This is a genomic window from Stenotrophomonas sp. CFBP8980 (assembly GCF_034046095.1).
Lineage (GTDB): Bacteria > Pseudomonadota > Gammaproteobacteria > Xanthomonadales > Xanthomonadaceae > Stenotrophomonas > Stenotrophomonas lacuserhaii.
This window is the reverse complement of record NZ_JAXCXF010000006.1, coordinates 1-13,534: the sequence shown is the minus strand read 5'-3', so window position 1 is coordinate 13,534 and position 13,534 is coordinate 1. Positions and strand designations below refer to the sequence as shown.

The following is a 13,534-nucleotide window of genomic DNA, read 5'->3' as shown; positions in this document are numbered from 1 at the left end:
TGGGTTGCCCGGAACCCGCATCATCTGCTGCGCGGCACGGAACCTGGTCGGCAGCCATGCCGCCGACATGGCTGCGGCGCAGGACGCGTGCGGCAGCCAACGCCCCATCCTGCGACAAATATGCGCCGCTGCCAACCATGTATCCCACCGGCTCCCACTGAATGGGCAACCGCCGTTCCGTCGGGATTTACCGGCAGCGCTGCCATGCCGCCGCGATTCACCCCAACCGCGGGCACTCGTTTTACTATGAACGGGTGATCTCCCACCTGCTCATCGCCCTGCTGCGCTTCTACAAGCGCTTCATCAGCCCGCTGCTCGGGCCACGCTGCCGCTTTGTCCCCAGCTGTTCCGAATATGCCATGCAGGCCATCGCCGGCCACGGTCCGCTGCGTGGCAGCTGGCTCGCCGTGCGCCGTATCGGCCGCTGCCATCCCTTCCATCCTGGCGGATTCGATCCGGTGCCCGAGCGCACCGAAGATCCCGCCTGCCGCTGCAAAGGAAACCACTGACATGCCTTCCACGCTGATTACCAACGCCCGCCTGGTCAACGAAGGACGCGTCTTCGATGCCGACCTGCGCATCGAGAACGGCCGCATCGCCCGCATCGAAAGCGGCCTGGCCGCGCGCGATGGCGAGCAGGTGGTCGATGCCGCAGGCCGCTGGCTGCTGCCCGGCATGATCGATGACCAGGTGCACTTCCGCGAACCCGGCCTGACCCAGAAGGGCGACATCGCCACCGAATCGGCGGCCGCCGTGGCCGGGGGCCTGACCACCTTCATGGACATGCCCAACACCAATCCGCCGACGTTGAACGCCGATGCCCTGCAGGCCAAGTACGATGCCGCCGCGGGCCGCGCGCGTGCGAATTACGGCTTCTACATGGGCGCCAGCAACGACAACCTCGAGCACATCCAGCGCCTTGATCCGAAGACCGCGCCGGGCATCAAGGTGTTCATGGGCGCCTCCACCGGCAACATGCTGGTCGATAACCCGGACACACTGGATGCGATCTTCCGCGACGCGCCGACCCCGATCATCACGCACTGCGAAGACACGCCGATGATCGACGCGCTGATGAAGCAGTACCAGGCGCAATACGGCGACACGCTGAGCGCCGAACAGCATCCGGACATCCGCTCGCGCCAGGCTTGCCTGAAGTCGTCGGAACTGGCGGTTTCGCTGGCCCGCAGGCATGGCACCCGCCTGCACGTGCTCCACATCTCCACCGCCGACGAGCTGGCCCTGTTCGAGCGCGGCCCGCTGATCCGCGCCGATGGCAGCCGCAAGCAGATCACCGCCGAAACCTGCATTCATTTCCTGCGCTTTGATCGGACCGATTACGCGCGCCTGGGCAACCTGATCAAGTGCAATCCGGCGATCAAGGACGTGGCTGACCGTGAGGCCCTGACCGCTGCGCTGGTGGAAGACATCATCGACGTGCTCGCCACCGACCATGCCCCGCACACCTGGGAAGAAAAGCAGAAGCCATACGCGCAGGCGCCGTCCGGCCTGCCACTGGTGCAGTACGCGCTGACCGCCGCGCTGGAACTGGTGCACGAAGGCAAGCTGGACATCGCCCGTGTGGTGCAGAAATTCGCCCACGCGCCAGCCCAGTTGTTCGACGTGGCCGAACGCGGCTTCCTGCGCGAAGGCTACTTCGCCGATCTGGTGCTGGTGGAGGACAAGCCGTTCACCGTCAAGCGCGAAGACGTGCTGTCCAAGTGTGGCTGGTCGCCCTTCGAAGGCACCACGTTCCAGTCGCGCATCGCATCGACCTGGATCAACGGCCAGCTGGCCTGGGACGGCACGCAGATCGTGGGGGCGGCCAACGGCCAGCGCCTGGCGTTCAACCGCTGATGCGGGCGCTGTTGCTGGCCTCGGTACTCGCCGGCGCCCTGCCCGTCCTGTTGTGCGCGGTGAACCCGGCCGCCGCACAAACCACCGACAGTCGCGTCGTGTTTCCCGCCAGCGCCTCGCAGGGCGCGATGGTGATCGGCAAGGTGCCGGCGGGCAGCACGGTGCGATTCGCCGGCCGCACGCTGCGGGTGAGTGGCTACGGCAGCGTGGTGTTCGGCATCGGTCGCGACGAGAAGGGTCCGCTGCAGGTTGAAGTGCAGCGGCCCGACGGCGGCAGCGAGCGCGTGGCGATCGCGGTGACCCCGCGTGACTGGCCGGTGGAACGGGTCAACGGCGTGCCACCGAAAACCGTCAATCCGCCGCCGGCGATCGCCGAACGGATCAAGCGCGAACAGGCCCTGGTGACCGCCGCGCGCGGGCGCGACGACAATCGCGCCGACTTCGCCCAACCTTTCGTGTGGCCGGTGCAGGGCCGCATCAGTGGCCGCTTCGGCAATGCCCGTGTCTACAACGGGCAGCCCGGATCGGGTCACTCCGGGATGGATATCGCCGTGCCCACCGGCACGCCGGTCAAGGCGCCAGCGGCTGGCGTGGTGACCTTCGCCGCACCGGATCTGTATCTCACCGGCGGCACCCTGCTGCTCGACCACGGCTTTGGGGTGAGCTCGAACTTCCTGCACCTGTCGCGCATCGTTGTGAAGGTCGGCGACCGCGTTGAACAAGGCCAGGTGATTGCCGCGGTGGGGGCCACCGGGCGGGCGACCGGCCCGCACCTGCACTGGGGCATGAACTGGTTCGACACCCGTATCGACCCGCTGCTGGTGCTGGAACGCAAGTGAGGACGTGACGACCAACGGTCGTCACCCACAGCCCGCTGCGCTCGCCGACCATGGGTCGGCGCTACCGAGAACCCGGGCCAGCGGGTAGCGCCGAGCCATGCTCGGCGGAATCGATCAGGCAACAGCCCGCTGCGCTCGCCGACCATGGGTCGGCGCTACCGAGAACCCGGACCAGCGGGTAGCGCCGAGCCATGCTCGGCGGAATCGATCAGGCCACGGCCCGCTGTGCTCGCCGACCATGGGTCGGCGCTACCGAGAACCCGGACCAGCGGGTAGCGCCGAGCCATGCTCGGCGGAATCGATCAGGCCAAGGCCCGCTGTACTCGCCGACCATGGGTCGGCGCTACCAAGGCGTCAGCCGCGCGCGGCCCACCACACGCGCAACAAGGTGCGCACCGGCGTTGCTTCTATCGGCTTGCCGCTGGCCTGCGCCTGCAGCCGTGCACGCGCCAGCGCTGCCCATATCCGTCGCGGGCGGGGGCCGGCAACGCGCAGCTTCCAGTCCTTCAGCAGTTCGCCGGCCCAGCGCTGCGAGGCGCCATCGGTCTCCTGGTCCAGCAGCGAACGCGGCACGCCGGCCACGCCCGCGTCGTAAAGCCGCTGCGCCAACGTCTGCAGCAGCACCGCCTGACCAGCACCATTGCGCGGACGGTCGTCGAACAATACCGCTTCCACCGCCGCCACCGCTTCGGCGAACGCCATCAAGGCGCGCTGCGCGGCTGCCGCATCCACGGCCACCGCACGCGCCTCCGCCAGGGTCGGCAGCGCATCGGCCAGTACCGTCCACGGCGCGCGGATCGGCTCCAGCACGCGGCCCAGCGGATGACGTGAGCGCTGCCCCGCCCAGCTGCGCAGCTCTTCGCCCCACCAGGCCAGCTTGGCATCGGCCGGCAGCGGGTCGCCGCTGGTGTTGAGCATGTCATCGAGTTCCTGCAGCAGCGAAAACCACGCCACCGCACGCGCACGCTGCTCCGGCGCCACGAACGGCTCGGCCACCGACCATTCCGGCCAACGCGCACGCCACTTGTCCAGGAAGCTGTCCAACGCACTGCTGTTCACTACGTATCCTTCAATTCTTGGCCGGCGGTGCCGGGAGGGTCGGCCACTGGCTGGCCTGCTGCAGCGAATGCGCATCGTCCAGCGCGACATCGGCGTTCCAGCTGGCCGGGTCATCATCGGCCAGGCGATAGCCCCACAAAGCGGCGACCGAAGGCATTCCGGCAGCGCGCGCGGCGATGATGTCGCGCTCGTCATCGCCGACGTACACACACTGCGACGGTGCGACGCCGATCGCCTGCGCGGCATGCAGCAGCGGCAGCGGGTGCGGCTTGCGCTCAGGCAGCGAATCGCCGCCCACCAGCACCGCACAACGTGCCTGCCAGCCATGCTGCGGCAGGATCAGCCGCGCCAGGTATTCGGGCTTGTTGGTGACGATGCCCCAGCGCACGCCCGCGGCGTCCAGCGCAGCAAGCATGCCCGCCACGCCGTCGAACAGCGTTGCATGCCGGCCGATCAGCGCTTCGTAGCGCTGCAGGAACTCCGGAACCAGCGCATCGCGCTGGTCGCCGGGCAGGTCAGGGAAGGCGGCGCCCAGCATCGCGCGCGAGCCCTTGGACACCACCGGGCGAAGCACTTCCAGGGACACCGGCGGGCGACTGCGGGCGGCCAGCATGTCGCCGGCGGTGGCGACGAAATCCGGCGCGCTGTCCAGCAGGGTACCGTCCAGGTCGAACAGCACCGCTGGCGGGAAGCGCACTGCACTCATGCCGGCTTGGTCGCGTGGGCCAGGTAGTTGATGTCGGTCCGGCTGGACAGCCGTGCACGGTTGCGCCATGGCTCGTAGGCCATGCCGCTGACGTCCTGCAGCTGCAGGTCAGCCTCGCGCAGCCAGCGCGACAGCTCGGCCGGGGTGATGAATTCCTGGTAGTGGTGGGTGCCCTTGGGCAGCAGCCGCGCCACGTACTCGGCGCCCACGATCGCCACCGCGAAGGCGGCGGCGGTGCGGTTGATGGTGGACAGGAACAGCTGGCCGCCGGGCTTGAGCAGCCGCTTGCAGGCTTCGATGATCGCACCGGGGTCCGGCACGTGTTCCAGCATTTCCATGCAGGTCACCACGTCGTAGCTTTCCGGCTGCTCGGCGGCCAGGTCCTCGGCAGCCTGTACCCGGTAGTCCACGCTCACGCCGCTTTCCAGCGCGTGCAGGCGCGCCACTTTGACCAGTTCCGGTGCCAGGTCGATGGCAGTCACTTCGGCACCGGCCTGGGCCAGCGCCTCGCTCAGCAGGCCGCCACCGCAGCCGATGTCCAGCACGCGCAGTCCGCGCAGTGGTGCCCGGTCGGCGACGTACTTCAGGCGCACCGGGTTGAGCGCATGCAGCGGCTTCTGCGGACCGTCTGCGTCCCACCAGCGGTTGGCCAGGGCGGCGAATTTGTCCAGCTCGGCCTGGTCGAAATTGGAAGAGACATTCGGGGCGTTCATGGGGTGTCCTTGCGGCGCCGGGAGGCGCGCGGATGGGATGGATCAGGCACGCACGTGGCGGATGCGCTCGCGCCACTGGCGCGCGTTGGCGATGATGCCCGGCAGGTCCATGCCGACCAGTTCGCGCTGCACCAGCTTGGGCTGGCCGGCGATCCACACATCGCTGACCTGCTGGCGACCGGTGGCATACACCAGCTGCGACAGCACGTTGTGCAGCGGCTGGGTCTCCAGCGCGGACAGGTCCACGCAGACCAGGTCGGCCTGCTTGCCGACTTCGATCGAACCGATGCGCTCGCCGAAGCCCAGCGCGCGTGCGCCGCCCAGCGTGGACGCGCGCAGCGTGCTGGCCGCATCCAGTGCGGTCGCATCATTGGCCACGGCCTTGGCCAGGATCGCCGCAGTGCGGTTCTCGCTGAACATGTCCAGGTCGTTGTTGCTGGCGCAGCCATCCGTACCGATGGCCAGGTTCACCCCGGCGCGCTGCAGCGCGCAGGCCGGGCAAAAGCCGGACGCCAGCTTGAGGTTGGATTCCGGGCAATGCACCACGCTGACGCCGCGCTCGGCGCACAAGTGGATCTCCGCCTCGGTCAGCTGGGTCATGTGCACGGCGATCAGGCGGTCGTTGACCAGGCCCAGACGATCCAGCCGAGCCAGCGGACGTTGCCCGTGCAGGGTGATCGAATCGCTGATTTCCTGCGCGGTCTCGTGCGTGTGCAGGTGCACCTGCATGTCCAGCTGGTCGGACAGCATGCGCACGCGCTCGAAGTTCGCATCGTTGACCGTATACGGCGCATGCGGGGCGAACGCGGTGCCGATCAGCGGGTCGTTGCGCCACTGGTCGTGCAGCTCGCCGGCCTTGGCGAAGTACTCGTCATCACTCTTCGCCCAGGCGGTGGGGAAATCGATGATCACCGCGCCGACCAGCGCGCGGAAACCGTGCTTCTTGTAGACCGCTGCCTGCACGTCGCCGAAGAAATAGTTTTCGTTGGCGCAGGTGGTGCCACCACGCAGCATCTCGGCGATCGCCAGGGTGGTGCCGTCGGCCACGAACTCCGGCCCGATCACCGCCGCTTCCACCGGCCAGATGTGCTGCTGCAGCCACGTCATCAGCGGCAGGTCGTCGGCCACCCCGCGCAGCAGGGTCATCGGGTTGTGGGTGTGGGCATTGACCAGGCCCGGCATCAGCGCGGCCTCGGGTCGGCTGACCACCTGGGCGGCATTGAAGCGCTCGCGCGCCTGGCTGCGCGGCAGGACCGCGATGATCCCGCCATTGCGCACGGCCACGGCATGGTCTTCCAGCACCACCGCATGCGGCTCGATCGGGACCACGTAGCCGGCTTCGATCAGCAGGTCACAGGCTTCGGGGGTGCGTGCGGTGTCGGTCATGCGGACTCACTTGGCGGGGGCGGCGGGTCGGCCGTGGTGACGGCCAGTGGCCGCCCCACGTAACGCCGGGAGTGGACGGCCAGCGGCCGTCCCTACCGTGTGGAGCAGACGGCCAGCGGCCGTCCCTACCGTAATCCGGCTGCGCCGGATTACTTTACGCGCGCGGAGTATTCGCCCGAGCGGGTGTCGACCTTGATGATCTCGTCCTGGTTCACGAACAGCGGAACGCGGACCACCGCGCCGGTTTCCAGCGTGGCCGGCTTGCCGCCGCCGCCGGAGGTGTCACCGCGCACGCCCGGATCGGTTTCGGTGATCTTCAGTTCAACGAAGTTCGGCGGCTGCACGAAGATCGGCGAGCCGTTCCACAGGGTCACGATGCAGGATTCTTCACCCTTCAGCCACTTCTCCGCGCCGCCCATGCCGGCCTTGTCGGCCTGCACCTGCTCGAAGGTTTCCGGGTCCATGAAGTGCCAGTACTCGCCGTCGCTGTACATGTAGTCCATGTTGGTGTCGACAACGTCGGCCACTTCGACGTCATCGGTGGCCTTCATGGTCATTTCCACGGTACGGCCGGACTTGATGAAGCGGTAGCGCACGCGGGTGAAGGCCTGGCCCTTGCCCGGCTTGATGAACTCGGTTTCCGAGATGACGGCCGGTTCATTGTTGACCAGGATCTTCATCCCGTTCTTGACATCGTTCATGCCCGCAGTGGCCATGCTCAAGCTCCTCAAATGGCGAAACCGCCGCATGCGCGGCGAGCCGGATAGAATGGAAAGCCCACCGCAGGACGGTGGGCACTGATTTATGCCCCCATGATAACCGCAGGCCCCCTGTCCATGCAGCTCTCCGCCGCTCACCGCCCCGTTTCCGCCCGCTGGCAGCAGCTCTGGCGCCAGGCGATACGCGACCCGGCCGAACTGCTGTCACGGCTCGGGCTGGAGCCTGCCGCGCTGGGCGTTTCGGAGGCGGCCCTGCAGCAGTTCGCACAGCGCGTACCGGAAGGGTTCGTGGCCCGCATGCGGCATGGCGACCCACACGATCCGCTGCTGCGCCAGGTACTCCCGATCGACGCCGAAATGCGCCAGGTGCCCGGCTTCAGCCTGGATGCGGTCGGCGACGGCGCGGCAAAGAAGGCCACCGGGGTCATCCAGAAGTACCGTGGCCGCGCGCTGCTGGTGACCACCGGCAGCTGCGCGATCAACTGTCGTTACTGTTTCCGCCGCCACTTCGATTACGGCACCGAAAACGCCGCCAAGGGGGGCTGGCAGGACGCGGTGCGGGCAATCGCCGAAGACCCGGGCATCGACGAAGTGATCCTGTCCGGCGGTGATCCCCTGTCACTGGCCACGCACAAGCTGGTAGAGCTGACCGACGCCCTGCGCGCCATCCCGCACCTGCGCCGGCTGCGCATCCACAGCCGCCTTCCGGTTGTGTTGCCCGAGCGCGTTGACGATGAACTGGTGGCCTGGCTGGGCAGCCTGCCGTGGCCGCTGGCCTTCGTGATCCACGCCAACCATGCCAATGAGTTCGATGCCAGCGTGGATGCCGCATTGGCGCGCCTGCGCGCGGCCGGCGCGCACCTGCTGAACCAGGCCGTGCTGCTGCGCGGGGTCAACGACAGCGAAGACGCCCTGGCCGCGCTGAGCGAACGCAGCTTCGCCGCCGGCGTGATGCCCTACTACCTCTACCAGCTGGATCGCGTGGAGGGCGTGGCCCACTTCGAAGTGGACGATGCAACGGCCAAGGCGCTGATCGCCGCACTGACCGCACGCCTGTCCGGCTACCTGGTCCCCAAGCTGGTCCGCGAACTGCCCGGCGACCCCAGCAAGCGTCCTGTGTAGCGGGAAATCAGGCGCCGGATTCGATCATCTGCACCACCGCGGTGGCGGTGACCGGGTGGCTCAGCCAGTAGCCCTGGGCCAGGTCACAGCCGCGCTGGCTGAGCAGGTCGAACTGCACTTCCTGTTCGATGCCTTCGGCCACCACGGTGATCCCCAGCGCGTGGGCCATGGCGATGATCGCGGTGGTCAAGGCCAGGTCGTCCGGGTCGCGTTGCATGTCGGCGACGAAACTCTTGTCGATCTTCACCCCGTCCACAGGGACCTGGCGCAGGTGGCTGAGCCCGGAGAACCCGGTACCGAAGTCATCCAGCCAGACCTTCACGCCGGTGCGGTGCAACTTGTCCAGCAACTGCGCAGCGAGCATCTCATCGCCGATCACTGCGGTTTCGGTCAGCTCCAGGTGCAGGCGCGAAGCCGGTAGCCCGGACTGGTGCAGGCACTGCGCCACCAGGTCCGGCAGTTCGCCGCCGCGCAGCTGCCGGGATGACACGTTGACCGACACGAACAGGCCCTCGCCGTCGACATTGCGCGGCCACTGCGCGGCCTCCATGCAGGCCGCGCGCAGCACCTTGGGGCCGATCACTTCGATCAACCCACTCTGCTCGGCCACTTCGATGAACACCGATGGCGGGATCGTGCCCAGCGTGGGGTGCTGCCAGCGCAGCAGCACTTCCACCCCGACCATGCGCCGGTCGCGGGTGCGGAAGATCGGCTGGTAGGCCAGCCGCAGCTCGCCGCGTTCCCAGGCACCGCGCAGCTCCTGCTCCATGTGCACGCGGCGCTCCACGGCGTGGTCCATGGCCCGGCTGTAATAGCGATGGCAGTTCTTGCCGGCCATCTTGGCCTGGTACATGGCGATGTCGCCGTTCTTCAGCAGGGTGGTCGCATCGGCGGCATCATCGGGGAACAGCGTGACGCCGATCGACGCCCCGAGGAACAGCTCGCGGCCCTGCACGCGCAGCGGCTTGCCCAGCTCGCGCACCAGCAGGTCGGCCAGCTCGCGCGCCTGCGCGGCGACATCGCCTTCAGCCAGCAGGATCACGAATTCGTCGCCGCCGAAACGCGCCAGCAGGGCGTCGTCGCCACCCGCCGTGGACACCGCCTCGCTGATGCGCTGCACGAACTGCAGCAGCGCTTCATCGCCGGCTTCGTGGCCCAGCGTGTCGTTGACCCGCTTGAAATCATCCATGTCGGCAAACAGCAACGCCAACTGGTGACCCGAAGCGCGCGCCGCCATCAGCCGATGGTCGAGCGCCTCGCGGAACGCCAGCCGATTGGTCAAGCCGGTCAGCGCATCGGTGTAGGCCATGTGCCGCACTTCGCGATCATGCCGGGCGATGGCATCGCGCATCCGCGCGAAGGCACGCACCAGCTCGCCGACTTCGTCATCGCGGTGGTTCTCGCGCAGCGGCACCTGGTAGTCGCCGGCCTCGATCTGCCGCGCCGCCATCGCCAGCCCACGGATCGGCGTGACCAGGGTGCGCTGCACGTACAACACCACCGCCACGCCGATCGCCGCCAGCAAGGCCAGCATCAGCAGCAACCAGCCAAGGTGGCGGGTGCCGACCTGTTCCAGCCGCTGCGCCAGTGTCTGGCTGGCCTGTGCCTCCAGCACCTGCACGTCCTTCAACGAGATGCCGACGCGCACGCCGCCCAGGCGCTGGTTGCCGACCATGATCGGCATGCTGTTCTCAAGCACCTTGGGCGATTCCTGCACCAGCGCACCCTTGGCGGCCACCGCCCTGGCAGCGAGCGGATCGGTCATCGCACGCCCGTAGTCCGGCACCCCGACCGACCCGTCGTGCAGCAGGCGGCCCTTGGCATCGAACACCAGCACGTAACCCACCGCACGTTGCCGCGACACGTTGCGCACCAGCGACCCGACCTGCTCCAGATCGTTGTAGTACAGCGGATTGGACAGCGCATCGGCCAGCTCACGGGCCATCGTTTCACCGCGGCTGCGCATGCTGCGGTCGAACAGTTCGTGGATCACCGTGCCACTGAGGCGGGTCACTTCCCGCTGCGTCGCCGCCTGCCGCCCCAGCAGCACCGCCAGGATGGCCACCACCACCAGCATCGCCCCGCCCATCGCCAGCACGAAGCGCGCCTGCATTCCCGATCCCAAGCCCAGGCCCTTCATTCCACTTCCATCCGCACGCGTACCAGTCCTCGTTTCAAATCATCCAGCCGCTGCAGCATCCGCGCATCAACGCGATGGAAGCCGGATGTACCAAAAAAGCGTGCCAACGCATCCTTCGCCTGCGGATCCCGTGCGGCATCCAGCAGCACCTGCTGCAGGCGATCGCGCACGCGCCGATCCAGGTCCGGGCGCACCACCTCCACTGCACGCGGATACGGCGCAGTGCGATGGATGACCCGCAGATCATGCTTGAATGAAGGCGGCACCCGGCGTTCGTCGTCCCAGTCCACGCTGCTCACCGCGCCCGCATCGACCATGCCCTTCTGCACGAAGGTGGCGATGTTCAGTTCGGTGCGCGCGAACACGTAACCGACCGCATCGGCGGTCGGCGTGTCATCGGGTTCCTGCAGGATCTGCGGCACCAGGCCGTTCTCCAGCAGGGTCATGGCCGGCACCAGATAGGCGCTGGTGGAGGCCGAATTCTGCAGGGCCAGGGTGTGCCCGCGCAGGTCGGCCAACTGGTGCAGCTGGCTCTCGCGGCGCACGAAGAACACGCTGTGGTATTCGCGCACCCCGCTGCGTTCGGTCAGCAGCAGCGGGCGCGCATCGGCGCGCTGGCCCAGCGCCACCGCGGTGCTGGCCGTTTCGGTGACCCAGTCAACGCGCCCGCGCCGCAGGTAGCTGGCCATCTGCTGCGCATCGCGCGCCATCAACACGCGGCCTTCGGTGATCCCCAGGTCATGCATGTGGGCCACGACATAGTCGAGCAACGGCTGCAGCTGCGCATGATGGGCCTTGGGGTCATCGCTGATGCGGCCGAGCACCAGCACGTGACGCTGGTCCGGGCGTCCACTGCTGGACGCCGGCGACGCCGCCATGCACGCACCTGCCATCAGCAGGCACGCCAGGCCCAGCAGTCCCCACTGCATGCGTCCCAGCCAAGCGTTCACGATGTTCCCCCGTCATGTAAGGGAAAGACTACCCGAAAAAATGAGAACTGCGTCAGGCTATTTTTTGTCGCCGTGCGCAATCCTGGCCATCCGCTGGGCGTCGGCCAGGATCCCACGCAGCAGCCGCACTTCCTGCTCGCTGGGTTCGCTGCGCAGGAACAGCCGGCGCAGTTTGCGCATCGCCGATTCCGGCGCCCGGCCCTTGTGGAATTCGATCTCGTCCAGGGTCTCGCCCAGCTGCCCGAAGAAGCTTTCCATCTGCTCATGGCTGGCCGGCTGTTCACGCAGCCCCGGCTCGGCCACCGGCGTGGCCGCATCGCCGAGCAGGCGCATGCGCACCTCGTAAGCGAGCACCTGCACCGCTGCGGCCAGGTTCAACGAGCTGAACGCCGGATCAGACGGGATATGCACCGCGGCATGGCACAGCTGCAGCTCTTCGTTGGTCAGGCCGGTGCGCTCACGACCGAACACGATCGCCACTTCAGCGCCTTCGGCCGCCTTGGCCGCGACCCGGGTGGCGGCCACGGTGGGCAGCAGTTCTTCCAGCTGCACCCGGCGCGCACGCGCGGTGCAGCCCAGCACGAGGGTGCAGTCGGCGACGGCATCGGCCAGGGTCGCCACCACCGGCGCGTCGCCCAGGACGTCTTCGGCGCCGGCCGAACGCCGGAACGCGTCTTCGTCCAGCGGCTTTTCCGGGGCGACCAGCACCAGCCGGGCCAGGCCCATGGTTTTCATGGCACGCGCGGCGGCGCCCATGTTGCCGGGATGCTGGGTCCCGACCAGGACGAAACGGATACGGGAAGCAATGGATGGATCGGACATGAACGCGGTAGTCGAGCTGGACGGCCTGCAATGGTAAACTGTGCGGCCGGCCACTGCGCCGGACCTGCTCTTTTCCCCCGCCGATCCCCCCTCTGCCCTCCCGGGAGCTACCGCCATGCAGAAACCCGCCGTCACCGTCATGGTCAAGGCCGCCCGCCTCGCCGGCAACGTGTTGTTGCGCAACATCAACAAGCTCGAGGCGCTCAACGTGGTGCAGAAGGGCCGCATGGACTATGCGAGCGAGGTCGATGCGGACGCGGAAAAAGTCATCGTCAAGGAACTCAAGCGCGCCTACCCGGAATACGGGGTGATCGGCGAAGAAGGTGGCACCCAGGGTGCCAACCGCTACATGTGGGTCATCGATCCGCTGGACGGCACCAGCAACTACCTGCGCGGTTTCCCGCACTACTGCGTATCCATCGCGCTGGTGGAGAACGGCGAGCCGACCGACGCGGTGATCTTCGATCCGCTGCGCAATGAACTGTTCACCGCCAGCCGCGGTGCCGGCGCGGTGTTCAACGACCGCCGCATCCGCGTGTCGGACCGCAAGGATCTGGAAGGCACGATGATCCACACCGGTTTCGCCCCGCGCGAGCGCGCCCGCGCCAGCGCCCAGCTGAAGGCGGTGGATACGCTGCTGGTGCAGGCCGAGGACGTGCGTCGCACCGGCTCGGCCGCGCTGGACCTGGCCTACGTGGCCTGTGGCCGCGCCGATGCCTACTTCGAGGCCGGGGTGAAGTCCTGGGACATCGCCGCTGGCATCCTGCTGGTGCGCGAAGCCGGCGGCAAGGTCTGCGATTACAAGGGCGCCACGCTGGGCCGGATGGACAACCGCGGCCCGGAAAACCATCAGGTGGTGGCCGGCAACCTGAAGGTGGCCGAGTCGCTGCAGAAGGTCCTGGTCAACACCGGCTACGCCGCCGAGTTCGACGCGAAGTTCTGATTTCGCTTGAATCAGGTTGAGCGGACGGCGCCTGCGGGCGCCGTTCTGCTTTCTGGAGCAACGTCAAGGTCAACGTCAAAGGCTGCAGGGCTGGGTGTAGGCGGGACGGGGTGGCTTGGCGGGGGACGGCAAGAGCCGCTCCTGCGGGCCTCGTTTCGCGCCATCCATGGCGCTCAACGCCCCCGCCAACCCACCCCGCCCCACCTTCGACAGGTCCATGGCGGCCATGGACAAGGCAGGGGTTGGAAGGGTGGGAGAAAAATGGGGTCAGAGTCCTT

13 protein-coding genes are annotated in these 13,534 nt (G+C 67.7%); 5 read left to right on the top strand and 8 right to left on the bottom strand.

Annotated features, from left to right (window positions below; translation table 11 throughout):
- The first annotated feature begins 254 nt into the window (after positions 1-254).
- From yidD to SOM47_RS13055, 3 genes are read left to right on the top strand one after another with little or no spacing between them, the layout of a single operon-like run.
- Positions 255-509: a membrane protein insertion efficiency factor YidD gene (yidD, locus tag SOM47_RS13065; RefSeq protein ID WP_042615209.1), complete on the top strand. Its 255-nt coding sequence runs from the start codon at positions 255-257 to the stop codon at positions 507-509.
- 1 nt (position 510) lies between these two features.
- Positions 511-1,857: a dihydroorotase gene (locus tag SOM47_RS13060; protein WP_320505822.1), complete on the top strand. Its 1,347-nt coding sequence runs from the start codon at positions 511-513 to the stop codon at positions 1,855-1,857.
- Positions 1,857-2,696, top strand: a complete 840-nt coding sequence (locus SOM47_RS13055; protein WP_320505821.1) for a M23 family metallopeptidase — start codon at positions 1,857-1,859, stop codon at positions 2,694-2,696. The genes SOM47_RS13060 and SOM47_RS13055 overlap by 1 nt, the downstream gene beginning before the upstream one ends.
- 354 nt (positions 2,697-3,050) lie before the next feature.
- Here the strand turns inward: SOM47_RS13055 and SOM47_RS13050 are convergent, their stop codons facing one another.
- The 5 genes from SOM47_RS13050 to efp all read right to left on the bottom strand — a co-directional run bounded on the left by SOM47_RS13050 (position 3,051) and on the right by efp (position 7,276).
- Positions 3,051-3,755 carry an isoprenoid biosynthesis enzyme family protein gene (locus tag SOM47_RS13050; protein ID WP_320505820.1) on the bottom strand — a complete coding sequence of 235 codons (705 nt, stop codon included), beginning with the start codon at positions 3,753-3,755 and terminating at the stop codon, positions 3,051-3,053.
- Positions 3,756-3,765: 10 nt separating this feature from the next.
- Positions 3,766-4,461: a phosphoglycolate phosphatase gene (locus tag SOM47_RS13045; RefSeq protein ID WP_320505819.1), complete on the bottom strand. Its 696-nt coding sequence runs from the start codon at positions 4,459-4,461 to the stop codon at positions 3,766-3,768.
- Complete coding sequence (gene ubiG, locus SOM47_RS13040) at positions 4,458-5,174, bottom strand: bifunctional 2-polyprenyl-6-hydroxyphenol methylase/3-demethylubiquinol 3-O-methyltransferase UbiG (RefSeq protein ID WP_320505818.1); 717 nt, start codon at positions 5,172-5,174, stop codon at positions 4,458-4,460. The genes SOM47_RS13045 and ubiG overlap by 4 nt, the downstream gene beginning before the upstream one ends.
- Positions 5,175-5,216: 42 nt before the next feature.
- Positions 5,217-6,560, bottom strand: a complete 1,344-nt coding sequence (locus SOM47_RS13035; RefSeq protein WP_192083325.1) for a TRZ/ATZ family hydrolase — start codon at positions 6,558-6,560, stop codon at positions 5,217-5,219.
- Positions 6,561-6,709: 149 nt separating this feature from the next.
- Positions 6,710-7,276: an elongation factor P gene (gene efp / locus SOM47_RS13030; RefSeq protein ID WP_320505817.1), complete on the bottom strand. Its 567-nt coding sequence runs from the start codon at positions 7,274-7,276 to the stop codon at positions 6,710-6,712.
- A 120-nt stretch (positions 7,277-7,396) separates the two neighbouring features.
- Between efp and epmB the strand changes: the two genes are divergently transcribed.
- Positions 7,397-8,401: an EF-P beta-lysylation protein EpmB gene (gene epmB / locus SOM47_RS13025; RefSeq protein WP_320505816.1), complete on the top strand. Its 1,005-nt coding sequence runs from the start codon at positions 7,397-7,399 to the stop codon at positions 8,399-8,401.
- Positions 8,402-8,408: 7 nt separating this feature from the next.
- Here epmB and SOM47_RS13020 read toward each other — a convergent pair whose 3' ends face one another.
- The 3 genes from SOM47_RS13020 to SOM47_RS13010 form a co-directional block, all read right to left on the bottom strand.
- Positions 8,409-10,541, bottom strand: coding sequence for a putative bifunctional diguanylate cyclase/phosphodiesterase (locus tag SOM47_RS13020; protein ID WP_320505815.1), 2,133 nt, complete (start codon positions 10,539-10,541; stop codon positions 8,409-8,411).
- Complete coding sequence (locus tag SOM47_RS13015; protein WP_192084128.1) at positions 10,538-11,470, bottom strand: phosphate/phosphite/phosphonate ABC transporter substrate-binding protein; 933 nt, start codon at positions 11,468-11,470, stop codon at positions 10,538-10,540. Before SOM47_RS13015 ends, SOM47_RS13020 begins: the two co-directional genes overlap by 4 nt.
- Before the next feature lie 78 nt (positions 11,471-11,548).
- A complete protein-coding gene (locus SOM47_RS13010; protein WP_192083322.1) occupies positions 11,549-12,313 on the bottom strand; it encodes an RNA methyltransferase in 765 nt (254 codons plus the stop codon).
- Positions 12,314-12,428: 115 nt separating this feature from the next.
- Here SOM47_RS13010 and SOM47_RS13005 point away from each other — a divergent pair, with 115 nt between their 5' ends.
- Positions 12,429-13,256, top strand: a complete 828-nt coding sequence (locus SOM47_RS13005; protein ID WP_042615229.1) for an inositol monophosphatase family protein — start codon at positions 12,429-12,431, stop codon at positions 13,254-13,256.
- Positions 13,257-13,534: the final 278 nt, after the last annotated feature.

Coding starts and splice junctions, on each gene's coding strand:
- SOM47_RS13060 (WP_320505822.1), top strand. CDS start 511: ATGCCTTCCACGCTGATTACCAACGCCCGCCTGGTCAACGAAGGACGC.
- SOM47_RS13055 (WP_320505821.1), top strand. CDS start 1,857: ATGCGGGCGCTGTTGCTGGCCTCGGTACTCGCCGGCGCCCTGCCCGTC.
- SOM47_RS13045 (WP_320505819.1), bottom strand. CDS start 4,461: ATGAGTGCAGTGCGCTTCCCGCCAGCGGTGCTGTTCGACCTGGACGGT.
- ubiG (WP_320505818.1), bottom strand. CDS start 5,174: ATGAACGCCCCGAATGTCTCTTCCAATTTCGACCAGGCCGAGCTGGAC.
- SOM47_RS13035 (WP_192083325.1), bottom strand. CDS start 6,560: ATGACCGACACCGCACGCACCCCCGAAGCCTGTGACCTGCTGATCGAA.
- efp (WP_320505817.1), bottom strand. CDS start 7,276: ATGGCCACTGCGGGCATGAACGATGTCAAGAACGGGATGAAGATCCTG.
- epmB (WP_320505816.1), top strand. CDS start 7,397: ATGCAGCTCTCCGCCGCTCACCGCCCCGTTTCCGCCCGCTGGCAGCAG.
- SOM47_RS13020 (WP_320505815.1), bottom strand. CDS start 10,541: ATGAAGGGCCTGGGCTTGGGATCGGGAATGCAGGCGCGCTTCGTGCTG.
- SOM47_RS13015 (WP_192084128.1), bottom strand. CDS start 11,470: ATGCAGTGGGGACTGCTGGGCCTGGCGTGCCTGCTGATGGCAGGTGCG.
- SOM47_RS13010 (WP_192083322.1), bottom strand. CDS start 12,313: ATGTCCGATCCATCCATTGCTTCCCGTATCCGTTTCGTCCTGGTCGGG.
- SOM47_RS13005 (WP_042615229.1), top strand. CDS start 12,429: ATGCAGAAACCCGCCGTCACCGTCATGGTCAAGGCCGCCCGCCTCGCC.